Below are 24,436 nucleotides of genomic sequence, written 5' to 3'. Positions count from 1 at the left end.
TCAATATATAAGAAATTTGGTATGATAACTAAATGAGATAAAGTGATGATTCTCAAGATGAATGAATAATACGGATTTAATATTTTATGTAGATTATATATTGAAAGAAAAGAGATAGAAGATGAATAAAAAGTTTGTAAAAGGCGCTGCGATTTTAACCGTTACAACGTTTATATCGAAAGTAGTGGGGAGTTTTTTCCAAATCCCATTGCAAAATATAGCAGGGGATGAAGTACTTGGGATTTTTCGCCTTGTTTTTCCTGTATATATGATAGCCTTAACTTTATCAGTAGCGGGAGTCCCGCTAGCAATATCACAGTTAATAGCTGATCTTCATGAAAAGAATGATCGTGACGGAATAGCTAAATTGTTTACGTCCGCATCTATTATCGGTGTTATATTTGGGGTGCTCGGATTTTTAATTATTATCATTGGATCGAGTAGCATTGCAAATATGCTTGGTGGACAAGAGACGAGGCTACCATTAATTGTTACTTCGTTTGCTTTATTAATCGCACCGTATATGGCAGTGTACCGTGGATATTTCCAAGGGTTTGGAGATATGATACCTACTGGTGTATCGCAAGTAATTGAACAGTTGATTCGCGTGTTCTTTATGCTAACAATAGCCTGTATATTTGTATATTGGAATAAAGGTAGTGATATCATAACAGGCGGAGCAATGATCGGTTCTTGCTTTGGTGTTATTACGTCACTCATATATTTGCGAATGAAATACGTGAAAAGCACGTATCGCTATAAGAGTGAAACATATTCATTACAAGACTTTAAGAAAAACGCGAAAAGTATACTCCGTGTTTCAGTTCCTATTGCAATCGGAGCGTTATCGATGCCTGTTTTAAATTTAGTTGATTCTGTAACAATTCCACATGTATTACATGAATCTTCTACAACGATTCAGGAACAATTTGGTATATATAGCCGTGGTTTTGCATTTACGCAATTAATCGTTGTATTTGCAAGTGCGATAGTATTTCCATTAATTCCATTATTAACAGCGGCTTTAACAAAAAAAGATATAGCTTTAGCTAAACTGACAGTAAAACGTACAAATGAGTTTGCACACGTTTTAACAATGCCGATAACGATATGGCTTATGGCGCTTGCAGTACCGCTTAATGTTGCGTTATTTACAGATACAAAAGGAAGTGGCATGTTAGCTATTTTAATTGGTAGCTCGTATTTCACATCACTTATGGTATTATCAATAGGAATCTTGCAAGGGATTAATCGTTCGATGCAAGCAGCATGGATTGTCATCGGTGTAAGTTTTGTAAAAATTATATTAAATATAACGCTAGTAAACCAATTCGGTATAAATGGAGCAGCGTATAGTACTCTAATTATTTATATAATGATTTGTATCGCAAATCATATTTATATTAGAAAAGATCTTTCCTATCCAATAGCTATAGGGAAATTTTTGGCTGTGATTGGAGTATCTAGTATTTTAGGTATAGCATTATACTTTGGGTCTACATTAATCAATGTGACAGATTCCAGGATTTTAGCAATGATATATAGTGCTGTGGCGTTAAGTATAGCTTCAGTGTTATATGGCATATGTGCATTGAAACTAAACTGGATATCGAAAGAACAAATTCCATTTTTACGTAAATAAAATCGTTGATTATAGAAAATGAACAATATTATACATGGGTATGACTTGTTAGATGTTTGTGAAAGAAATCAATTTGAAGTTATCAAACCTTTCTCGGCAAGGAATGGATAACAATTTGTTTAATTACAAAAAGAGTTGATTGCGAAATGTTGGAGGAGATTAAGAGTGCGGTTAGTTTTATCAGGATATTATGGTTTTTATAATGTTGGGGACGAAGCAATTTTGCAATCAATTATTAAAGCGCTACATGAAGAGGATCCTACTCTTGAGCTTGTTGTACTTTCAAATGACCCCGACTATACAAGAAAAATGTACGGTGTAGAAGCAGTAAACCGATGGGATATAAGAGCGATTTACCGAGAAATAAAGAGAAGTAATGGTTTAATTAGCGGAGGCGGAAGTCTCTTACAAGATAAGACGAGTATTAAGAGTATTTTATACTATACGGGTATTATGCGGCTTGCCCGTTTTTTGAAAAAGCCGTATTATATTTACGCCCAAGGAATCGGACCTATTACGAAGAAGCAAAATCGTTTATTAGTGAAATGGCATGTATCAAAGGCTGAATATATATCAGTACGTGATGAAGACTCTTTTTTGTACTTAAAAGAAATTGGTATTAAGAAAGACATCGAACTTGTTCCAGATCCAGTATTAGCTTGTCAGCCAGAAGAAAAGAAATCCGATTGGCTTCAAAAACATGCGCTGCAAGGAAAGGTCGTTGCGGTTAGTGTAAGGTACTGGGATGCAAAAGAAGATTATATGAAGAAGTTAGCAGATACGCTGAAAAAGCTTAAGCAAGAGGGATACCATATTTTATTTGTACCGATGCATGGACCATTTGATCAAAATGCATCAAGGGATATCATTAATTTGATGGGAGAAGAAGCGCACATGCTCCCTTATAAAATGGATATTCATGAGAAAATCTCTATTTTATCAGAATGCTCTCTTTTAATAGGAATGAGACTGCATGCTCTTATATTATCGGCAGTTGCAAACACGCCTATGATTGGAATTTCATATGATCCAAAGATCGATTCGTTTTTACAACAAGTAAATCAGCCGATTATTGGGAATGTGGATGGAGACTGGACGACAGAAACATTACATAGTATGGCGATTAAACAATTAGAGCAGACAGAATATGTACAGGAAACGTTAGGACAAAGGGTAGAGGAATTGCGAGAGCAAATTTCCATAGCGTCCAAATATATTATTAATGACTTACATGCAAAAGAGTCTATAAAAAGAGGAATGGAATAGAGGCCATTCCTCTTTTTATTCAATAATTGAGTAGAAAAAAGAACAGGGATCACCTGTTCTTTTTTGCTATGTAAGTAAAAGTTTGAAAGAAAAGCGTATTGAAGAAAAAATAAAATGTCGACAAAAAATATAAAAAATGTAGAATGATGTCGAAAAAAACAAAAGATTCGAGTTTTATTTTTCCTGAATATGTATGTTTTTAGTGGTTCTTAATCTTAAAATCTTAACATTAGCATATAAAGAATATCGGTATAAAGCGTTTTATACAAAAACACTTGGATAACGTGGCAGGTTTTGTTCAGAAAAATGAAGTTAAGAATGATGTCGAAAATTACAGAAACATCGTGTCGATTAATGTCGTAATATCTTCATAATTGGATATTAAAATTGCAAACGTTTTTCTGCTATAGTTGTAAATGGTTATACAAATATTGCTCAAATGTAGTTCTGATGTATTGTTTCGTACATTTAAAATATTCTGATTTTATAATCGAGTTATTTGAATTAAAAGTCGAAAGAATGAACGTTAGAATTACGAAAATTAACTTTTTTGTCGAATTTAAGAATTTAAATTCGGGTAAAAACGGTGTAATATGTTTATTGTTCTATATTATGGAATCATTTCTATATATAGGATCTTAATTACATTTATATTTACTAGTTTCAACATTAAATAGAATATCTATTTAAAACATTATGGAACTAGTATTACATTCCTGAAGGAGGAAATATATAAAATGGCAAAGACTAACTCTTACAAAAAATTAATCGCTGGTACAATGACAGCAGCAATGGTAGCAGGCGTTGTATCTCCAGTAGCAGCAGCAGGTAAAACATTCCCAGACGTTGAACCTGGTTCTTGGAGTGCAGAGTACATTGATTATTTAGTAGCAAAAAAAGCAATCGAAGGTAAACCAGACGGAACATTCGCTCCAGCTGAAGCAATTGACCGTGCTTCTGCTGCGAAAATTATGGCAATTACATTAGGTTTAGAAGTTAAAGATGGCGCAAAACCAACTTTCAAAGATGCTCAAGATTCATGGGCTGCTAAATATATCGCAGCTGTTGAACAAGCTGGTGTGATTCAAGGGGATGAAACTGGTAAGTTTAATCCAAACAACCAAATTAATCGTGCTTCTATGGCAACAATGATCGTAAAAGCATACAAATTAGACAGCAAAGTAAGCGGAGAATTAGAAACTAAATTCCCTGATTTAATCCCTCACTGGGGTAAAGACGCTGCTAACATTTTAGTTGCTTTAGATATCACTAATGGTACTGGAAATGGTTGGGAGCCAGAAAAAGCTGTGACTCGTGCAGAAGCTGCTAAATTCATTGCTAAGACTGACAAAGATTTCGGTAAAGAAGCAGTAACAGTTGAATCTGCTAAAGCAGTTACAACTCAAAAAGTAGAAGTTAAATTCAGCAAAGCTGTTGAAAAATTAACTAAAGAAGACGTTAAAGTAGCTAACAAAGCTAACAACGATAAAGTATTAGTTAAAGATGTAAAATTATCAGATGATAAAAAAACTGCTACAGTTGAATTATATAGCAACTTAGCTGCTAAACAAACTTACACTGTAGATGTAAACAAAGTTGGTAAAACAGAAGTAGCTGTAGGTTCTTTAGAAGCAAAAACAATCGAAATGGCTGACCAAACAGTTGTAGCTGGCACGCCAACTGAATTAAAATACACAGTTAAAGATGAAAACGGTACTGAAGTTGTTTCACCAGCAGGTATCGAATTTGTAACTCCAGCTACAATTACAGATGGTAAAATCAATTTAGCAAAAGGTACTTCAACTACTGTAAAAGCTGTTTATAAAAAAGATGGTAAAGTAGTAGCTGAAAGTAAAGAAGTAAAAGTTTCTGCTGAAGGTGCTACAGTAGCTTCAATCTCTAACTGGACAGTTGCAGAACAAAATAAAGCTGACTTTACTTCTAAAGATTTCAAACAAAACGATAAAGTTTACGAAGGCGACAATGCTTACGTTCAAGTAGAATTGAAAGATCAATTTAATGTATTAACAACTGGAAATGTTGAATATGAGTCATTAAACACAGAAGTTGCTGTAGTAGATAAAGCTACTGGTAAAGTAACTGTATTATCTGCAGGAAAAGCACCTGTAAAAGTAACTGTAAAAGATTCAAAAGGTAAAGAACTTGTTTCAAAAACAGTTGAAATTGAAGCTTTTGCTCAAAAAGCAATGAAAGAAATTAAGTTAGAAAATGCTAACGTAGCACTTTCTACAAAAGATGTAACTGACTTAAAAGTAAAAGCTCCAGTACTAGATCAATACGGTAAAGAGTTCACAGCTCCTGAAAACGCTCCTTTAACTGTAGATGTTAAAGTACTTGATAAAGATGGCAAAGCAGTTGCAAACGAAAACTTTGCTAAATATGTGAATAAAGAATTAGTTTTAAATGCAAAAGGCCAAGCTGCTGGTAAATATACAGTAGAATTAACTGCAAAAACTGGTAAAAAAGAAGCAAAAGCAACATTAGCTTTAGAATTAAAAGATCCAGGTGCATTCTCTAAATATGAAGTTCGTGGCTTAGAAAAAGAATTAGATAAATATGTTACGGATGAAAACAAAAAGAATGAAATGACAGTTGCAGTTCTTCCTGTGGATGCAAATGGATTAGTATTAGCTGGTAAAGAAGCAGCTAAAATTGAAGTAACTACAACAGATAAAGATGGTAAAGAAGTAGCTGCAGATGCGACTAAAGTATCTGTGAATAAGGAAGCTGGAACAATCACTGTAGGTGCACAAGCAAAAGCTGGTGAAACTTATAAAGTTGCTGTTAAATTAGAAGATGGTAAATTAATCACAACTCACTCATTCAAAGTTGTTGATACAGCACCAGCTGCTAAAGAATTAGCAGTAGAATTTACAAGCACATCTCTTAAAGAAGTAGCTCCAAATGCGGATCTAAAAGCTGCACTTTTAAATAACTTATCTGTTGATGGCGTACCTGCAACTACAGCAAATGCAACAGTTACTGACATCGATTTTGTTTCTGCTGATACAAAAGTTGTGAAAGAAGATGGAACAACTACAGATAAAGGTGCAACATCTATCTATGTAAAGAGCATTACAGTAAAAGTTGGCGCTAAAGTACAAAAAGTAGAATTTGATAAAGCTGTACAAGTTACAGTTTCTATTAAAGAAGCAACACCTGCAGCAAAATAATTTAAAATCATTTGATACATGAAATGATTAATATAAGCCTATGAGAAAATAGACAAAAGTCTATGAGTATCATAGGCTTTTTATTTTATATACATTTGAGATTGAAGCGAATATTTTTATTGAGAAACAAATAGATAACGCTTTCAAAAAATGAGGGGTGTCCTAGTAATATGTAAAATATTTGTAAATTAACATCTTTTTTTGTTAAAAATACATTCGAAAAGAAGAAGAAAATGTCGAATCATAATAATTTAAGTCGAATGTAGTCTGAAAATTGTATTTATTGTAAAAAATATTTAAGTGATGAATTGGAAATATGTGCTATAATTCCAATTGTGTATTTGATATGAAAAATATACGAAGAGCAGTGAGAGTAGTTTTATAGGAAAAAAGTTTGTTCATTTCTATATTTGAGTATTATTAATATCTTAATAATACAATGAAAAGACTGAATTATCAGAATGTGTCGAATCTTCTTTTGAGAAAGTTCTTGATAACGAATAGTTTTGTATAGTATGATGAACTTGTTTCAAAAAATGGTATTTAAACCTTATATTTACATTTAACGGTTTGTACCATTTTATTATGTGAACTACTTTTCATTATAGTATTTGTGTTTTTATTTGTTTTATGGCTTTTCTAACTAGCTAGTTTCAAATTTAATATGATATGAAACTAGTAGCATATTCCTGAAGGAGGAAATTTATAAAATGGCAAAGACTAACTCTTACAAAAAAGTAATCGCAGGTACAATGACAGCAGCAATGGTAGCAGGTGTTGTATCTCCAGTAGCAGCAGCAGGAAAATCATTCCCAGACGTTCCAGCTGATCATTGGGCATTAGATTCTATCAATTACTTAGTAGATAAAGGTGCAATCGAAGGTAAGCCAGATGGTACATACGCTCCAGCTGAAGAAATTGACCGTGCTTCTGCTGCGAAAATTATGGCAATTACATTAAATTTAAAAGTTGAAGAGGGTGCACAACCATCTTTCAAAGATGCTAAAAATCATTGGGCTTCAAAATACATTGCAGCGGTTGAAAAAGCGGGTGTCGTTAGAGGTGATGGAAAAGAAAACTTCTCTCCAGATAAAAAGATTGACCGTGCTTCTTTCGCTTCTATGATAGTAGGTGCTTATAACTTAAAAGATAAAGTTAACGGCGAGTTAGTTACAAAATTTGAAGATTTATTAGATCATTGGGGTGAAGAAAAAGCAAACATCCTAATCAATCTTGGACTTTCTGAAGGAACAGGCGGAAACAAATGGGAGCCAAATAAATCTGTATCTCGTGCAGAAGCAGCTAAATTTATCGCAGTAGCAGATAAAAAATATGGCCAAAAAGATAATGCGCAAGCATATGTAACTGATGTGAAAATTTCTGAACCAGCGAAATTAACATTAACAGGAACTGGTTTAGATAAGCTTGCTGCTGATGATGTAACTCTTGAAGGAGACAAAGCTGTTGCGATTGAAGCAAGTGCTGACGGTACTTCTGCAGTTGTAACACTTGGTGGTAAAGTAGCTCCAAATAAAGATCTTACTGTAAAAGTGAAAAATCAATCATTCGTAACGAAATTCGTATACGAAGTTAAAAAATTAGCAGTAGAAAAACTTACATTTGATGATGATCGTGCTGGTCAAGCAGTTGCTTTCAAATTAAACGATGAAAAAGGTAATGCTGATGTTGAGTACTTAAACTTAGCAAACCATGACGTCAAATTTGTAGCAAATAACTTAGATGGTTCACCAGCAAACATCTTTGAGGATGGAAAGTCAACTTCTTCTACAGGTAAACTTGGTGTTGGTCTTTCACACGGTGACTATAAAGTAGAAGTACAAGTTACAAAACGTGGTGGTTTAACAGTTTCTAACACAGGTATCATTACAGTGAAAAACCTTGATACACCAGCTTCTGCAATTAAAAACACTGTATTTGCGGTAGATGCAGATAAAAACGGTGTAGTATACGGTAATAAACTTACTGGAAAAGACTTTAAGCTAAACAGCCAAACGTTAGTTGTTGGTGAAAAAGCACAAATCCATAACGTAGTTGCTACAATTGCTGGAGAAGATAAAGTTGTTGATCCAAACTCAATTAGCATTAAATCTTCAAACCACGGTATTATTTCTGTAGTAAACAACTACATTACTGCTGAGGCTGCTGGTGAAGCTACACTTACTATTAAAGTAGGTGACGTAACGAAAGATGTTAAATTTAAAGTAACTACTGATTCTCGTACATTAAAATCAGTAAAAGCAAATCCAGACAAATTACAAGTTGTTCAAAACAAAACATTACCTGTTACATTCGTAACAACTGACCAATATGGCGATCCATTTGGTGCTAAAACAGATGTAATTAAAGAAGTTCTTCCAAAAACAGGTGTAGTTGCTGAAGGTGGATTAGATGTAGTAACAACTGATGCTGGTTCAGTTGGTACGAAAACAATCGGTATTACAGGTAGCGAAGTAGGAGAAGGTACAGTTCACTTCCAAAACGGTAACGGCGATACTTTAGGTTCATTATATGTGAACGTAACAGAAGGTAACGTTGCATTCAAAAACTTTGAGCTTGTATCTAAAGTAGGTCAATATGGCCAATCACCTGATACAAAACTTGACCTAAATGTTTCTAACACAGTTGCATATCAATTATCTAAGTACACTTCAGATCGCGTATATTCTGATCCTGAAAACTTAGAAGGTTATGTAGTTGAATCTAAAAATCCAGCTGTAGCTGAAGCTAAAATTGTTGGAAATAAAGTTGTTGTTAAAGGTTTAAAACCAGGTAAAGTTGATATCCACTTAACGAAAAATGGTGCAACTGCTGGTAAAGCGACAATCGAAATCGTTCAAGAGAAAATCGCTATTAAATCTGTAAACTTCAAACCAGTTCAAACAGAAAACTTCGTTGAGAAGAAAATTAACATCGGTACTGTGTTAGAACTTGAAGGCAGTAACCTTGATGATATCGTTAAAGGTATTAACTTAACGAAAGAAACACAACATAAAGTACGTGTTGTAAAATCTGGTGACAACCAAGGTAAACTTTATCTTGATACAAATGGTAATGCTCACTTCGATTTATTCGATCAAGACCTTGGTCATGTAACAGTATCTCAAACAAGTGATTCTGTACTTCCAAACTTCAATCCAGACATTTACAATACTTTAACTACTAAGTACACTGACAAAGGTACATTAGTATTCAAAGTATTAGGTGAGAAAGATGTTCTAACAAGCGAAATTGGTTCACAAGCTGTACACGTGAACGTGCTTAACAACCCAAATCTATAAGTTGATTATAGATAGAGTGAAAAATCAGTGGGGATTTATCCCCACTGATTTTTTTTCGTAAATATCGAAAAGAAGCCTCTTGTAATTTTTACAAGAGGCTTCTTTTATTGTTTAACCTTAAACATATCCCCACTCAAATTCGAATCACTATACACGAACAATACCATGTTAATATTGTTGTCTTTAATGTATTGATATACATCCTTTTCGTGATAGTGACGTAGATCGAGGATGGATGTATGCTTAAAGCTTTGTGCTAAGTGAGGCACGATTGCGTTTGCGAATGAGTCTTTTAGGACTAAAGTTCGTACATCATTTGGTGCATTGTTATTTTCGATGACGATTTCTGGATAGTCATTTGCATAATAACCTGCGTATGATGTTGTATCATTTTGTTTTTCTACGCCGTATAGTTCATCTAATGTGCGATATACTGTGCCATTTACATCTTTTGCGGCTACGCTCGTAAAGTTGAAACCGCCTTTCGGTGTGTAGTAGCACAATTTTTCACCAGTTGCATCGATGAGTTGGTATAGTTGGTTGTTGAAGCTTCCGACTAGATGTGTATTTGGAGCACACGTACGAGTGTAATCTTCTTTTTTTATTTCTTTTCCTTTATATATAGAAGATTGTTGCGCGATTGTGTTCATTATATATTGATAGCCTAAGAAGGCACCATCCATATTCCAGTGATGGTCTGTTTTAAAGTACATACTTTGTATTTCTTCATTTGTATAGTTTTTCTTAAAATAATCCATGAGTTTAATTGGCTTTACGTCCGCAGGAAGTTTATTTAGAAAGTAATTTAAATTTTCCTGTGCATATGTGTGAATATGAGAAGGTAATTTAAATGATAAAGCATTCGTTTTGGACGGTGGTAAAGCAAAGTAAAACTCAATATTTTGTTCTTTTAAAAACTGAGATAAGTCGTTTACAGCTGGCATAGCTTGGTCAATCTCATTATATTTTGTAGCCCAAGCAGGGTTTTTTAGAAGCCATTTATCATCTGTTAGAATAATATCGTTAATGAGAGACTTACCCATTTTAATTTGGGTAAGTGTATAGTTTTTTATGAGATCATCTCTTCCGATTAATTGATCGTTTGTATATGTCTCAAAGTCTTTAAAGAAACTACCATTTAAGGCAACTTCTTTTGTAAGAGCTGGTTTTTGAGCGAGCGGACGATTTTCAACGGGTGAAACTGCTCGGTCAGTTTTGAGAAGCGATAATATGCCAAATGAAAAGATAATGGTGAGAAAACCGATAAACAGGATGAGGTTCCCCAATTTTTTCATAATAACTTTTCCTTCCTACATAAAGTGAAACTTTAATCAGTGGGGGGCTTGTTCATCCACCACTGATTATCAGCCTTAACCAATCGGGCTTTTCCGGGCAGCCCGCCCCCACCTAACTTCTTTGCTTTCGCTGAATTTTGAGGTGGGGGTCTTACTGCCCGGAAAATAGCGGGATAAGTTAAAACCTGAAGTAAATAAATGGATTATACGTCGAATTAATTAAATACATAATTGAAACCATAAATAATGTTAGTAATAATATAGGACGTACAACTTGCATCGTGAATATATACGTTTTGGGTGCAAGTTCTAATATGTTTTTAACACGTTTCAAAATTGGTGTCGCTGCGATAAAGGCGATGATAAATATGACAATGTATTCATGTATATAGAGCATTGTGTTGTCATCGATGAAAGATTGCCTCCCTATGCCAAACATCGCTTTTAAATATTGGAACGAGTATGCGAAGTTATCAGCTCGGAAGAAGACCCAACCAATCATAACGATGATTAGTACATATGCATGTTGCAGCGGCTTCCATAGCTTATTTAATATTTTCTCGAATCCAGCTTTTTCAATCGAGATAATAAAGCCGTAATATAATCCCCAGGCGATAAATGTCCAGCTTGCCCCGTGCCATAAACCGGTTAATCCCCATACGATGAAGAGGTTACGGTAATTTGCTAGTTTGGATACACGGTTTCCACCGAGCGGAATGTATATATAGTCGCGGAACCAAGAGCCTAGTGTAATATGCCATCTTCTCCAAAATTCTGAAATGGATTTTGAGATGTACGGATAATTGAAGTTTTTCGGGAAATCAAATCCGAACATTTTTCCGAGTCCAATTGCCATATCAGAGTATCCTGAGAAATCGAAATAGATTTGAAGTGTATAGGCGATAATACCAATCCAAGCCGTTCCAGCGCTCATTTCAGACGGTGGTAAGGTAAAGATTTTATCTGCGACAAATCCAACTTGATTGGCGATTAACATTTTTTTCGCTAACCCTAAAACGAAAATTTGGATACCTTCTGTAAATCGTTCAAAAGAATGGATGCGCGTTTTAATTTGATCAGCAACGATATTGTAACGAACGATTGGTCCGGCAATAAGCTGCGGGAAAATTGATATATATAGTGCTAAGTTAAGTGGATTCTTTTGAACTGCGCCATCTTTACGGTATATATCGATGACGTATGACATCGCTTGGAACGTATAGAATGAAATTCCAATCGGAAGTGGAATAGGTTCCACATGAATAGATAAATGCAAAGTTTGATTTAAAATGTCTGTGAAAAAGGAAATATATTTAAAATAAGAAAGTAATAAAATATTTCCGACCACAGCCATAATTAAAAATGTGACTTTCATATTTTTTCGTTTATCATAATGATGCACGAGTAGGCCGAAGCAGTAGTTTAAAAGAATAGAAAAGAGCATTAAGAGGACGAATCGAGGTTCTCCCCATGCATAGAAAATTAAACTAAATGCAAGTAATACGAAATTACGTAGCTCGGCACGCACTATAAAATAGAAAAATAATACGAGAGGTAAAAAGATAAATAAGAAAACAGAACTACTAAATACCAAAGGACTCTCCTCACTTTTTTCAAAATACATTTCGTGCAAAAAAAACCGACATATCTATTATATATTCTTTTATATAATAGTGCCTTAATATTTTAGCATGTTAATAATTCAATTAAAATAATTATTCTATATAAATAGATTCTAATTTAATACATAAGAAAGGTGGGCAATTCAGTGTTTTTTTAAATGGAAAAGAAGGTATTTGAGTGATTTATGGGGATTATTAATTTTGAGATAAGAGAAGTGACATAACTAAGGAGGAGAATAGGGAGTAAATTCGGATTGTATGGCAAATAATTTATCGTGGAAGAAAGTAATCGAGATATATTAGCAGACATTTTGTTAGAGGTGAAGGAATCAATGCAGTCATTAGGGATACTTGTGAAGTGTATAGTGTAAGTACTTCTGATGATGAACCGAATGCTGTATATGTTTTTGAGGTATGGGATAGCGAAGATGCGCACCAGGCATCTTTAACTTTAGAGTCTACGCAAAATTTAATTAAACGAGCAAAACCACTTATTACTGGAGCAGAAAGAATTAGTACTTTGAATACTAGAGGCGGTAAGGGAGTGTTAGGACAAAAAAACGCTTAGAGAATTATTTCTCTAAGCATTTTTTTATTCATTTATCCCGATGGTGGGGGAGGAGCAAAAGCCCCACTGAATAAGGTTTCACGTTATTCCGCCTCTAAATCAACAATTAAGTAAGCGAGTATTACGACGAAGAAAATACTAACGGACGGCGCTGTTAATACGTGGCCGGACATAAAGCCGATTCCAAGTGATAGTACAACGGTGCTAGCTAATAGCATATATTTCACAGTTAATATTTTCTTAAAGTTTGTTATGATGCTGAGTAATAATTTAATACCGAAGTAAAGGAATGGTATGAAGTAAATAAGAGAACCGATGATTCCGAACGCAAAGAATATGTCATGGAAGTCCATTTCGATTAATTTAATTTTAACCGTATAGTTACCAGCATAGCCCATTCCGAATAATTTTTGTGATAGTGGTGCGTCTTTATAGTATTGTTTGTATACTTTTAAAAACTTATCGCGATCACTGTAAATTAAACTTTTGACCTCAGAGTCTGTTAGTTCACCTTTTGCATGTTTTTTCTCTGCGTCAGGATCTTCTTTAATTATTTTTCCTTCTTTTCTATCCTTTTCTTCTTGTACTGATTTTTTGTATTCGTATATTTGCATGTGGATGCCCATATTTTTTGCGATAGGAGTATGCGGTGTAAGGGCAATTAAACCTCCTAGTATAATAGCGGCAACAACTGTATTTACGAGATATGTGAATCCTTTTCCTTCTTTTTTGCGATGAACCATATATTCAATGAATGAGAATAAAAGTGCCACGCCAAGCGTTAGAACAATTGCACCATATCCTACTTTAGTTCCGATCATAATACTTGCATACATCGCAAGTATTGTTGGAATCCAGTAATAGATTTTCGAGAAAGAAGTTGTTTTATGAATCGAATAGAGCACTACGATTGGGAACATAATTGCAAAAATAGAACTTAAATCATTTCCAGCAAAGAACCAACCTCTTGAACCGATCTTTGAGTGAGGGTAGCTTGGGAAATCTGTACCAGTTTGCATTGCAACAATCAGTGTGATGCTTAAAATTAAAGTTGCATATAAGAAATATGTAATGATTTTATGAAATGCATATTCTTTATTTTTTAACTCTTTAAAGACGATAATATATCCAAACAGTAGTACAATTGGATATATGCTCTTTAAAATGAATTTCACTTCTTCGCCAAATGAAACTGGGGATTTAATCATCATATTATTTACAAGACCAATTGCTAGTACGATACCGAGTAGGCATAAATAGAGAATGTAATTTTTCGCTCCATGTTGATTTCTATGAAGAAGTAGATAACCTAATGCAAGAAGCATAAAGGCGAAACGGACTACGATTCCAACTGTTGCGCTCATGTGTAATACATAGATTGAAAAAGACGTTAATAAATCTAAAATTGGTTGAAACACAATGAATAGCAATAGGAAATGCGGGAAGTAGTTATCCGTTTGTTTCAACTTATTAACCATATATTCCTCCATTTCTTCATTCCTTTAGTTCAATACCCAAGAGATGGGGATAAAAGCCTTATTAATATAGTAAGGTGAATGAATTTCAATATTTGTTTTTTTGCATCAAACTTAAGAATACACCATTTCATTGTAATGGTAAATAGATGAAATGCATGGATAAACCGACTTTAATTTCTATATTTTTTAACGAAATTGTATGTTTTATACGGAGATATATACAAATTACGAGGATATTAGACAGAAAATTGAGAAAAAAGAAGGATTTTTAACATGCTTTCTATAATTATATAAGTATAATCTTTATGTTGAAAAGAGGGGTATATATAATGGAAGTAACAAGTAAAACAGAATCTGTTGTTGTGAAATATGAAGGGCGCGTAGCAACGGTTATGGTTAATCGTCCAGAGGTTTTAAATGCATTAGATGAACCAACGTTAAAAGAGTTATTACAAAAGTTGAAAGAAGTGGCGGAAAGTTCTGTTCACGTTGTTGTGTTGTGTGGAAGTGGCCGTGGTTTTTCTGCGGGTGGAGATATTAAATCAATGCTTTCAAGTAATGATGAAAGTAAGTTTGAAGGCATCATGAATACAATTTCTGAAATCGTTGTGACGTTATATACGATGCCGAAGCTTGTTATTAGTGCAATTCATGGGCCGACTGCCGGACTTGGATTAAGTATTGCATTAACAGCTGATTATGTCATGGCAGATATATCATCAGTTATTGCGATGAACTTTATTGGAATCGCTTTAATTCCAGATGGTGGCGGCCATTTCTTCCTTCAAAAGCGTGTCGGTGAAAATATGACGAAGAAAATCATTTGGGAAGGGAAGAAATTATCAGCGACAGAAGCGCTAGATATCGGTTTAATTGACGAAGTAATCGGTGAGGATTTCCAAACGGCTGTGAAGCAAAAAATTAATGAATGGTTACAAAAACCAATCAAGGCAATGATTCAAACGAAACAAATTTTATGTGAAGTAAATCGTTCTAATTTAGAACAAACGCTTCAGCTCGAAAAGCGTGGTCAATATGCGATGAGACAAACAGCGGACCATAAAGAAGGTATTGCTGCTTTTCTAGAAAAACGTTTACCAGCATTTAAAGGGGAATAAAGTGAAACTTTAATCCGTGGGGATTTGTTTATCCCCCGCGGATTATTAGTCTTACTGCCCGTTAATTCGAGATAAAGGGAAGAAAGTGCTAACACATTTTAGTATAATTGTGTTAGCACTTTTTTTAGGAGTAATAAATGGAGAAAATGATTGGTATTGTCGCTATTATTTTGCTTACAGCCCTTCCCGAACGAGAAAGCCCATCGCCTTTAGGCATGGGATGAAAGTGAGGTTGGATACGGAGTGCCACTGAAAATCGCAAGGTTCGTGGTACTTTAAGTATCCAAAGTATAGGTAGTTTCTTCGAGTCTTTTTGTTGTAATTTTTCGAAAGTAAATGATACATTGTAACTAGAATCAATGATGATAGAAGTGCGTTTCAAAGTGTTTGAGAGGAAAATCTCCTCACCTCATGTAGTTGTAAAGTCTATGGACACGTTCTCATTTTGTTTCTATTGCTAGGAATGTATCACATGAACGATGTTGAAAATCAAAAAACAAGGGGATGAAACGTATGTCACAGACCCTAACAGTGAAAGTCAAATTGATTCCAACAAAAGAACAAATCCGTTTATTAGAACAAAGTAGTCAGGAATATATCAAAGTCATAAATACACTTGTATCAGAAATGGTTGAAGCAAAAGAAAGTACGAAAAAAAGCACGAAAAATATTGAAGCAAATATCCCAAGTGCGGTGAAAAATCAAGCAATCAAAGACGCGAAAAGTTTGTTTACTACAAAAGTAAAGAAAAGCAAGTATAAAATCATTCCGATTTTAAAGAGGCCTGTTTGTATATGGAACAATCAAAATTATTCGTTTGACGCCACTCATATTTCAATCCCGTTTAAAGTAAATGGAAAGTCCACTCGTGTAAAAATCCGAGCTTTATTAAGCGATAAAAACAATCGTAATCTGAATCTGTTAAAACATAAATTAGGTACACTTCGCATCACAATGAAATCGAATAAGTGGATGGCCCAAATATCTGTCACGCTTCCTACAAATGAAAGGGCAGGAACGAAAATTTTAGGAGTAGACTTAGGTCTCAAAGTCCCCGCGGTAGCAATCACTGATGATGATAAGGTTCGTTTCTTTGGAAATGGTAGGAACAACAAATATAGGAAGCGTAAGTTTAGTAGTGTTCGCAAAAAGTTAGGAAAAGACAAAAAAGTAAATGCCATTCGGCGAATGGATGATAAAGAACAAAGATGGATGCAAGATAAAGATCATAAAATAAGTCGTGAAATCATTAATTTTGCGATTGCAAATCATATTTCTGTCATTCGATTAGAACAATTAATGAATATAAGACAGACGGCAAGAACAAGCCGTAAAAACGAAAAAAACCTACACACTTGGTCATTCTATCGTTTGTCAAAATTTATTGAATATAAAGCGATATTAGCTGATATTCAGGTTGAATATGTGAATCCAGCTTATACAAGTCAAAGCTGTCCGAAATGTGCTAAAAAGAACAGGGCACAAGACAGAAAGTACAAGTGTCCATGTGGGTTTGGGATACATCGTGATATCGTTGGGGCGATGAATATTCGCTACGCAACTGTGATTGATGGTAACAGTCAATCAGCCTAAGCACCTATATGGTCTGGTTTAGGAGGGGCAATGAGATGCCCTCATCTTGAAGGCTGTTCAAAACAGAAATGGACTGCGAACGCTTAGTCATTCAAGAATCCCACCCGTAATTTCGTAAGGATTCGGGCTTGCGACTTTAGTCGTGGGAGTCTCAAATATTATGCTTTGCATAGTACACCATCTCTTGCGGTACGGACTGTATTATTCTTTGAGGGACATCCAACTGTTGCTTTCTCTGGTGAAGTGAAGGAAGAACGGGATGTGAAAAAAGGGGCGATTCCTGATGAGTATCAAACCTTATACGGCGATAAGAAAGAAGAACCAGAGCATTACTTCTTTCCGGTAGTAAAGGCGCACGGATCAGGAATTGATATGTTAAGTGCTTGTGTGAAAAAAGAGTGGTTTTTCTATAAAGCAGAGCTTGGGTGTTATTAAAAGTGGGAGGAAAAGTGATGTCAACTTATAACAGGTTAGTAAGAGATCGTGTCCCGGAGAAAATTTTGATGTCTGGAAAAACATATACAGCACAAAAATTAACAGGGCAAGCTTACATACAAGCGTTAGCGAAAATTGGTACAGAAGAAATTCGTGAATTTGCTTCGATGAAAGAGCGTGAACATGCGCTAGATTCACTTGCAGATGCACTTGAAGTTATTATTTCATTAGCTCGCGCAGAAGGTGCAACAATTGAAGATATAGAGCGTATTCGTAAGAAAAAAGAAGAAGAGCGCGGCGGATTTACAAGAGGGATTTATTTGATGGACGTTTCGGAAGAGTAGTTTTATAGAAAAAGCACAGCTTACTCAGTAGCACTGTGCTTTTTTCCTGCAATTAGGCTAACGATTAAGAAGATAGCTGTTAATGTCCAGCCGATTGCAATAGAAGTAGTAGTGTGAAAGACATAAGAAACTTGTAAACATAGTAATGATGATAAAAACCAAATAAGTGCAATATGTACATGTTTTTTCGTTACATTCATTTTTGTTATCTCCTTTTTACTTACTAAACTAAATTTTACTATAATTTAGAAAATTAAACTATATGAGTAGAGGTTTTATCGTAATTTCGCTATACTAAATAGTAGAGAAAATGAGGAGGAAACGAAAATGGCACATCATACGAAAGAAACGATGGAACTTATTAAGGAGCTTGTCTCTATTCCAAGTCCATCTGGAAACACGGCGAAAATTATTAGTTTTATTGAAAATTATGTAAGTGAGTGGAATGTAGAGACGAAGCGTAATAATAAAGGCGCTCTTATTTTAACGGTTAAAGGAAAGAATGATGAGCAGCATCGTTTATTAACTGCACACGTTGATACGTTAGGTGCGATGGTGAAAGAAATTAAGCCTGACGGTCGTCTTCGTCTATCTATGATTGGTGGATTTCGCTGGAACTCTGTAGAAGGAGAATATTGCGAAATTGAAACGTCAAGCGGTAAGAAATATACAGGTACAATTTTAATGCATCAAACTTCTGTCCATGTGTACAAAGATGCAGGGGAAGCGAAGCGCGATGAGAAAAATATTGAAGTGCGTATTGATGAGCGTGTCTTTTCAGCAGATGAAGTACGTGAGTTAGGAATTGAAGTAGGAGACTTCGTTTCATTTGATCCACGCGTTCAAATTACAGAGAGTGGATACATAAAATCACGTCATTTAGACGATAAAGTAAGTGTTGCAATTCTATTAAAATTAATTAAAAGATTACAAGATGAAAAGGTAACATTACCGTATACAACACATTTTTTAATTTCTAATAATGAAGAAATTGGGTACGGTGGAAACTCAAATATTCCAGAGGAAACGGTAGAATATTTAGCAGTTGATATGGGAGCGTTAGGTGATGGACAAGCATCTGATGAATATACAGTATCCATTTGTGCGAAAGACTCTAGCGGTCCATACCATTATGCTTTACGTAAACATTTAGTTGAACTGGCGAAAGCGAATGCTATTGAATATAAAGTGGATATTTATCCATACTACGGATCAGACGCATCAGCTGCGATTCGCGCTGGATTTGATGTGAAACATGCATTAATTGGAGCTGGTATTGATTCTTCTCACGCATTTGAGCGTACGCATGAAAGCTCGATTGCACATACAGAAGCGCTTGTTTATGCATATGTGTTATCAGAAATGATAGTAGAATAGTGAGAGGGTGGTTGATTCTATGAATCAGCCACTTTTTTGTGTATAAAAACTACTTAAATTGTATTTTATTTTACAATATTAAGAAAGTAGGTTTACTACAGAATTCTAGTATTATAAAATGATAGAGGCGCACTAATTTTTTTTGTTTGGATTTATTATGATTTGCATATTAAGATTACGCGTTATTATAAATGATTTTTGAGAGGAGTATTATTTTTTATGAAGTATCGTGCAGTCGCGGCGGGTCTTTTAGCCGCAAGTTTATTATCATCTCCAGTAAGTAGTTTCGCAGCAGGGAAAAAGTTTTCGGATGTTCCTACATGGGCGCAGGAATCGGTTGACTATTTAGTAGGGAAAAAAGCGCTTGATGGAAAACCAGACGGAACGTTTTCTCCATCGGAAGCAGTAGATAAAGGATCAGCTGCAAAAATATTAGCAGCAGTTCTTGGCTTACCAATTGATCCAAAAGCGAAACCATCTTTTAAAGATTCGCAAGATCATTGGGCAGCACCATATATTGCTGCGGTAGAAAAAGCAGGTGTAATTAATGGAGATGGTACTGGAAAATTCAATCCATCAAGCCAAATTAACCGTGCATCAATGGCATCTATGCTTGTACAAGCATATTCATTAGATAAGAAAATTATTGGAGAACTTCCAACACAGTTTAAAGATTTGGAACCTCATTGGGGTAAGAAACAAGCTAATATTTTAGTAGCTTTAGAGATTTCAATGGGTACAGGAAATGGTTGGAAGCCTGATGGTACTGTAAGTCGTGCTGAAGCAGCTCAGTTCATCGCGATGGCAGATAAAAATAAAACAAATACATCGAAAAGAATGTATATGAATAGAAACTTTATTACATATCATCAAGCATCGTTATCATCAGGTATTACTGACGTTCAACATAAGCCACAAATGATTGAAGTGACAGAGCAAAGAACGGACGGTTGGTTGAAGGTTGTAACGAGTAAAGGTGAGAAGTGGACACCATTACAAGAAAAAACAGAGTCTATTAATCAAGAATTCACTACATATCAAGAAGCTTTACATACGTCTACAGTGGCAGGCACACATAAAGCACAACAAGTAACTGTTATTGAAGAAAAAGATAGCTGGATTCGTATCCGTATGGGGGCTGGTTTCCAATGGGTGGATAAAAATCAATTAAACCCAGTGAAGCAAGGTAACTTCCTAGAAGGTAAAGCGATTATTATTGATCCAGGTCATGGTGGAATTGATTCGGGGAACCCTGGTTATTATGAGAAAGAAAGTAAAACCGTATTAGATGTATCATTACGATTACAGAAAATATTTGAGAAAAAGACACCGTTTACTGTGTTGTTAACTCGTGAGAATGATACACGTCCAGGAAACACTGCAGCTGAGTCTTTACAAAAACGTGTAGAATTTGCTCAGGCAAATAAAGGTGATATTTTTGTAAGTATTCATGGTAATGGTACGGATAGTAAACAAGGACAAGGTACAGAAACATTCTACTATGAATCAGCGACAGCAAGAGGGACAAACCCGAATGTATCAGAAAGTCGTTTATTAGCAGAGAAAATTCAAGAGCGTCTTGTAGATGCACTTGGAACAAAAGATCGCGGTGTGAAGAAAGGCGATTTATATGTAATTAGAGAAAATACGATGCCAGCTGTATTAGCAGAATTAGCATTTGTAGATAATAAAAGCGATGCTGATAAAATTGCTACACCAGAACAGAGACAAAGTGCAGCAGAAGCTATTTATCAAGGTATTCTAGATTACTATGAAGCAATGGGTAACAACGTATCTTCTTTCCGTTAATAAATATAGAGAATGATAGAAGAGATTGCTGAGTGCAGTGACCCCTGTCAAGTAGACAGTATTTAAAAAGCGCAACTAAGCAACCTGAGTTCTATATTTATATGGACTCAGGTTATTTAATTTCTTTTGAAATCTTTGATGATTATAAAAGTGCATATATTTACGCACGGCAAGTTTGACCTCATTCGCTTTACGGAAGGAGTATAAATGAAAACACTCTGCCTTAAAGTGACTGAAGAAGTTTTCCATACAAGCATTATCCCAACAGTTGCCTCTTCGAGACATACTTGCCTTCATCTGATATTTTTTAAGTAATTGATTATATTGACGAGATGTATACTGGGATCCTTGATCACTATGTAAGAGGATTCCCTTCACATTTCGTTTTTTCTTTGCCTTTTTAAGCGTATCTAACACAAGCTTTAAGTCGTTTCTACGACTGGTTTCATAGGCAACAATTTCATTATTGTATAAATCCTTAATAGCGGATAAGTACAAGCGCTGTCCATTGAAAATCAAATAGGTAATATCGGTTACCCATTTCTCATTCGGTTTTGAAGCCTGAAACTCCCTATTTAGATGGTTCTCTGAAATCACATAAGCTTCTTTTTTTCCGTAATAAGGTCGTTTTTTCCTAATTACGGCTTTGATACCTAGTTCACTCATCAATCTTTGGATGTGCTTATGGTTCAAATGAAGGTTATATGTGGCTTTCAGCCACACTTGTATTCTTCTATATCCATAAATTCCTCTTAATTTTTTATGACACTCCAATATCTTTTTCTTAATTTCGATATCCTCTGATTGTTTTTTAGAAGGCGTCGTATGCCGTTTTAGCCATTTGTAGTATCCACTTCTGGTTACACCAGCAATATCGCATAGAATGGTCACTGTATAACCTGTTTTTGTCATTTCATGGATGACTTCGAATTTTTTTATTTTGGATACGACTTTCATTCCTCCTTTTACATCCCTAAGAGCTTTTTTAACATTTCATTTTCCGCTTCTAATCGTCTGATCTTAGCTTCAGGATCTTCGGGTCTAACCCTTGGTCTACCTAAACCTGGTCCTTTCGCTTTACCGCGTTTTTCTTCTAGTCCTTTGATTCCTTCAGCTTCAAAGTGTTTCACCCAACGACTTACAACCGAGTGATGAATACCTAATTCTTTCGCAATGGTTTTATAGCTCATGCCTTCTTTTAAGTATAAATCTATAGCTTGTTTCTTAAATTCTACATCGTAAGTGACTCTAATTTTTCCCATGAAAAAATCCCCTCCATAGTAAACAGGTTAATGTGCTTTCTTTTTCCTGTCTACTATAAGGGGATCATATCAGAGAGGCAGTCTCTTTTTATTTATAAAACAAATTATAAAGGTTTCTCTTTATTTCGGGCATATGATATCATTTAATTTTATATGAAAAAGTATTTGAGTAATTTTGATCATAACAATTTTAAACGATAAAGGATGATAATAGATTGAGTAATCATAGTAAAACACCTGCATGTATATATACGTATGCATTTCGCGAAGAGGAGCGTGCTTTATGTTACTTGGAAATGCGCTCGTTCTTTGGAATGGAGTCTCACGTTAATATTTTAAAAAGTGAAGTCAAGATTGCTCCGAGTAGAAGTCCGTTTATTAAAGAGCGCGTCGAGGTTATGTATGAAGGGGACGACTTAGAAAGCATTTTAGAACAAGTGGAACAAATTGATTTAGCGGGAGCGACATTCAAAGTTATCTTCGTTAAAATCAATGATCTTGGTAAAGAAAATAAAATTGAATATGGAGAAAGACGCCTTATTGAACGAGACCTCGGTATGCATATTGAAGGAGAAGCGGATGTTCGTAATCCAGAGCGTGTATTCGGGATTGTTCCTCTTGGAGGACGCTGGTACTTCGGACACTATGTAGAAAGTGAGCCAGTTTGGTATCATCACATAAAAAAACCGCATAGTTATTCGACATCTCTTAGCACGCGTGTTGCGAGATCAGTTGCAAATATCGCTGTACCAAATCCAGAGGGAGTACGAGCTATTGATCCGTGCTGCGGCATTGGAACAGTAGTAGTAGAAGCACTTTCTATGGGAATTAACATTGTTGGTAGAGATATAAATCCACTTGTGGTTCTTGGAACGAGGAAAAACATCGCACATTTTGGGTTTGAAGGAACAGTAACAAAAGGTCCAATCGAGGAAATTACTGAGAACTACGACGTTGCAATTATCGATATGCCGTACGACTTATTTACGCATGCAACACCAGAAGACCAGTTCTCCATTCTTTCAAGTGCGCGCCGCATTGCAAAAAAAGTAGTCGTTGTCACGATGGAAACAATGGACGACATGATTCATGAAGCGGGATTTGAAATTACAGACCGCTGTATCACAAGAAAAGGATCATTTTCTAGACAAATTCTTGTTTGTGAATAGGAAAAGTCACCCGTTTATTAAATTAATAAATTACAGGATAGTTAGTCCATTATGAGGCTGATTATCCTTTTTTATTTAACAACAAATACAAAAACTCCATTTTGAATAAAGATTGATCAAAATGGAGTTACTCTTTTTAGCTAAGTATGAGATTTTTATAAAAAAGTTTGATTATTTTACTGAGCCCTAATGAATAACATTTCAAGAATACCAATAAAAAGCATAATCAGTCATAACTGAAGAATCACCCAACTGATGTAACATAGCTGAAATATTCCCTCTATGATAGGTTCCATGATTCACAACGTGTAAGACCATTTCAGATATACTTGTTTCTCTTAATCCTGCCCATGGATTATCCAACATTATTCTCTTTTCCATATCTTCCTGTCTGTTCAAAAAGGTTTTAAACCGGGATGTTAAAGTGTGAAATTCCGTTTCTAAGTCTTCAATGGGCAGTTTCTCAATCTTTTCTTGAATTTGAAATGAAGATTGCATTGCTTCATTCATACTCTGACCCTCAAGGGTATGAAGCCATCCATATTCCACCAAATAGAGATGAGATAAAACCTTTGAAACAGAAGAAAAGACACTTTTCATTTCCTTTTGATATTTCTCAGGAGAAAGTGTCTTAAGATGATCAATAATCCGTTGATTTGCCCATACATGATAGTTATATAGATTTTCTACATGATTTGCCATACAATCGCCTCCTTATCATCACGTTTTTTAATGTTCTTTATCAGAATGAATTATTCCTTTAAATATCATTACTTATTTGATGAGATCTTCAACTAAATGGCCCAATTGTTGAACAAAGGTCAAAGCAATCTTCAATTAACCTGCCCCGTTAGTTGAAGTACATTTCTTCACAATGTTTATCGTTAGATTAACATAAATATCCAACAAGAAAACATCAAACCTCTAAGAAATCTATAGAGGTTTGATGTTTTTAATCAATCTTT

At 35.0% G+C, this 24,436-nt stretch carries 19 protein-coding genes; 12 read left to right on the top strand and 7 right to left on the bottom strand.

Annotated elements, in window-relative coordinates; all coding sequences use genetic code 11:
* The first annotated feature begins 121 nt into the window (after window positions 1–121).
* The 4 genes from NSS74_RS19265 (at window position 122) to NSS74_RS19250 (ending at window position 9,401) form a co-directional block, all read left to right on the top strand.
* A complete protein-coding gene (locus tag NSS74_RS19265) occupies window positions 122–1,642 on the top strand; it encodes a putative polysaccharide biosynthesis protein (protein WP_340814107.1) in 1,521 nt (506 codons plus the stop codon).
* A gap of 165 nt (window positions 1,643–1,807) precedes the next feature.
* The gene (gene csaB / locus NSS74_RS19260) at window positions 1,808–2,908 is read left to right on the top strand and encodes a polysaccharide pyruvyl transferase CsaB (protein WP_002125544.1); all 1,101 of its coding nucleotides are present in this window, start codon (window positions 1,808–1,810) and stop codon (window positions 2,906–2,908) included.
* 737 nt (window positions 2,909–3,645) lie between these two features.
* Window positions 3,646–6,102: an S-layer homology domain-containing protein gene (locus NSS74_RS19255; RefSeq protein ID WP_002140545.1), complete on the top strand. Its 2,457-nt coding sequence runs from the start codon at window positions 3,646–3,648 to the stop codon at window positions 6,100–6,102.
* 710 nt (window positions 6,103–6,812) lie between these two features.
* Window positions 6,813–9,401 (top strand): S-layer homology domain-containing protein, encoded by a 2,589-nt coding sequence (locus NSS74_RS19250; protein WP_340814106.1) that lies wholly within the window; start codon window positions 6,813–6,815, stop codon window positions 9,399–9,401.
* Window positions 9,402–9,505: 104 nt separating this feature from the next.
* On the opposite strand, the gene patB1 is transcribed toward NSS74_RS19250, so the two are convergent.
* Entirely contained in the window at window positions 9,506–10,696 is a 1,191-nt protein-coding gene (gene patB1, locus NSS74_RS19245; protein WP_159146278.1) for a secondary cell wall polysaccharide O-acetyltransferase PatB1, read from the bottom strand.
* Between the two features lie 178 nt (window positions 10,697–10,874).
* A complete protein-coding gene (locus tag NSS74_RS19240) occupies window positions 10,875–12,290 on the bottom strand; it encodes an MBOAT family O-acyltransferase (RefSeq protein ID WP_340814104.1) in 1,416 nt (471 codons plus the stop codon).
* Window positions 12,291–12,676: 386 nt separating this feature from the next.
* On the opposite strand from NSS74_RS19240, the gene NSS74_RS19235 reads away from it, so the two are divergent.
* Window positions 12,677–12,886, top strand: coding sequence for a putative quinol monooxygenase (locus tag NSS74_RS19235; protein ID WP_002035192.1), 210 nt, complete (start codon window positions 12,677–12,679; stop codon window positions 12,884–12,886).
* Between the two features lie 83 nt (window positions 12,887–12,969).
* Here the strand turns inward: NSS74_RS19235 and NSS74_RS19230 are convergent, their stop codons facing one another.
* On the bottom strand, window positions 12,970–14,364 hold the full coding sequence (locus NSS74_RS19230) for an O-antigen ligase family protein (protein WP_340814103.1): 1,395 nt from the start codon (window positions 14,362–14,364) through the stop codon (window positions 12,970–12,972).
* Window positions 14,365–14,693: 329 nt separating this feature from the next.
* On the opposite strand from NSS74_RS19230, the gene NSS74_RS19225 reads away from it, so the two are divergent.
* The 4 genes from NSS74_RS19225 to NSS74_RS19210 all read left to right on the top strand — a co-directional run bounded on the left by NSS74_RS19225 (window position 14,694) and on the right by NSS74_RS19210 (window position 17,854).
* Window positions 14,694–15,482 (top strand): enoyl-CoA hydratase, encoded by a 789-nt coding sequence (locus NSS74_RS19225; RefSeq protein ID WP_002010905.1) that lies wholly within the window; start codon window positions 14,694–14,696, stop codon window positions 15,480–15,482.
* Window positions 15,483–15,995: 513 nt separating this feature from the next.
* A complete protein-coding gene (locus tag NSS74_RS19220; protein WP_340814102.1) occupies window positions 15,996–17,075 on the top strand; it encodes an RNA-guided endonuclease InsQ/TnpB family protein in 1,080 nt (359 codons plus the stop codon).
* A 120-nt stretch (window positions 17,076–17,195) separates the two neighbouring features.
* Window positions 17,196–17,510, top strand: coding sequence for a hypothetical protein (locus tag NSS74_RS19215; protein ID WP_159147424.1), 315 nt, complete (start codon window positions 17,196–17,198; stop codon window positions 17,508–17,510).
* Window positions 17,511–17,527: 17 nt separating this feature from the next.
* Window positions 17,528–17,854: a nucleoside triphosphate pyrophosphohydrolase gene (locus NSS74_RS19210; RefSeq protein ID WP_340814101.1), complete on the top strand. Its 327-nt coding sequence runs from the start codon at window positions 17,528–17,530 to the stop codon at window positions 17,852–17,854.
* A gap of 20 nt (window positions 17,855–17,874) precedes the next feature.
* Here the strand turns inward: NSS74_RS19210 and NSS74_RS19205 are convergent, their stop codons facing one another.
* Window positions 17,875–18,054, bottom strand: a complete 180-nt coding sequence (locus NSS74_RS19205; RefSeq protein ID WP_001103322.1) for a hypothetical protein — start codon at window positions 18,052–18,054, stop codon at window positions 17,875–17,877.
* Window positions 18,055–18,181: 127 nt separating this feature from the next.
* On the opposite strand from NSS74_RS19205, the gene NSS74_RS19200 reads away from it, so the two are divergent.
* Entirely contained in the window at window positions 18,182–19,231 is a 1,050-nt protein-coding gene (locus NSS74_RS19200) for a M42 family metallopeptidase (RefSeq protein WP_002125567.1), read from the top strand.
* Between the two features lie 219 nt (window positions 19,232–19,450).
* Window positions 19,451–21,040, top strand: coding sequence for an N-acetylmuramoyl-L-alanine amidase (locus NSS74_RS19195; protein ID WP_159146281.1), 1,590 nt, complete (start codon window positions 19,451–19,453; stop codon window positions 21,038–21,040).
* A gap of 75 nt (window positions 21,041–21,115) precedes the next feature.
* On the opposite strand, the gene NSS74_RS19190 is transcribed toward NSS74_RS19195, so the two are convergent.
* The gene (locus NSS74_RS19190) at window positions 21,116–21,997 is read right to left on the bottom strand and encodes an IS3 family transposase (protein ID WP_002140633.1); all 882 of its coding nucleotides are present in this window, start codon (window positions 21,995–21,997) and stop codon (window positions 21,116–21,118) included.
* An 8-nt stretch (window positions 21,998–22,005) separates the two neighbouring features.
* Entirely contained in the window at window positions 22,006–22,302 is a 297-nt protein-coding gene (locus NSS74_RS19185) for a transposase (protein WP_002135468.1), read from the bottom strand.
* 215 nt (window positions 22,303–22,517) lie between these two features.
* Here NSS74_RS19185 and NSS74_RS19180 point away from each other — a divergent pair, with 215 nt between their 5' ends.
* Window positions 22,518–23,471, top strand: coding sequence for a TRM11 family SAM-dependent methyltransferase (locus tag NSS74_RS19180; protein WP_340814099.1), 954 nt, complete (start codon window positions 22,518–22,520; stop codon window positions 23,469–23,471).
* A gap of 201 nt (window positions 23,472–23,672) precedes the next feature.
* On the opposite strand, the gene NSS74_RS19175 is transcribed toward NSS74_RS19180, so the two are convergent.
* Window positions 23,673–24,173: a DinB family protein gene (locus tag NSS74_RS19175; RefSeq protein WP_001273686.1), complete on the bottom strand. Its 501-nt coding sequence runs from the start codon at window positions 24,171–24,173 to the stop codon at window positions 23,673–23,675.
* Window positions 24,174–24,436 lie beyond the last annotated feature (263 nt).

Source organism: Bacillus sp. FSL E2-8868, from assembly GCF_038005505.1.
GTDB lineage: Bacteria > Bacillota > Bacilli > Bacillales > Bacillaceae_G > Bacillus_A > Bacillus_A mycoides.
This window is presented reverse-complemented; position numbering and strand designations above follow the sequence as displayed.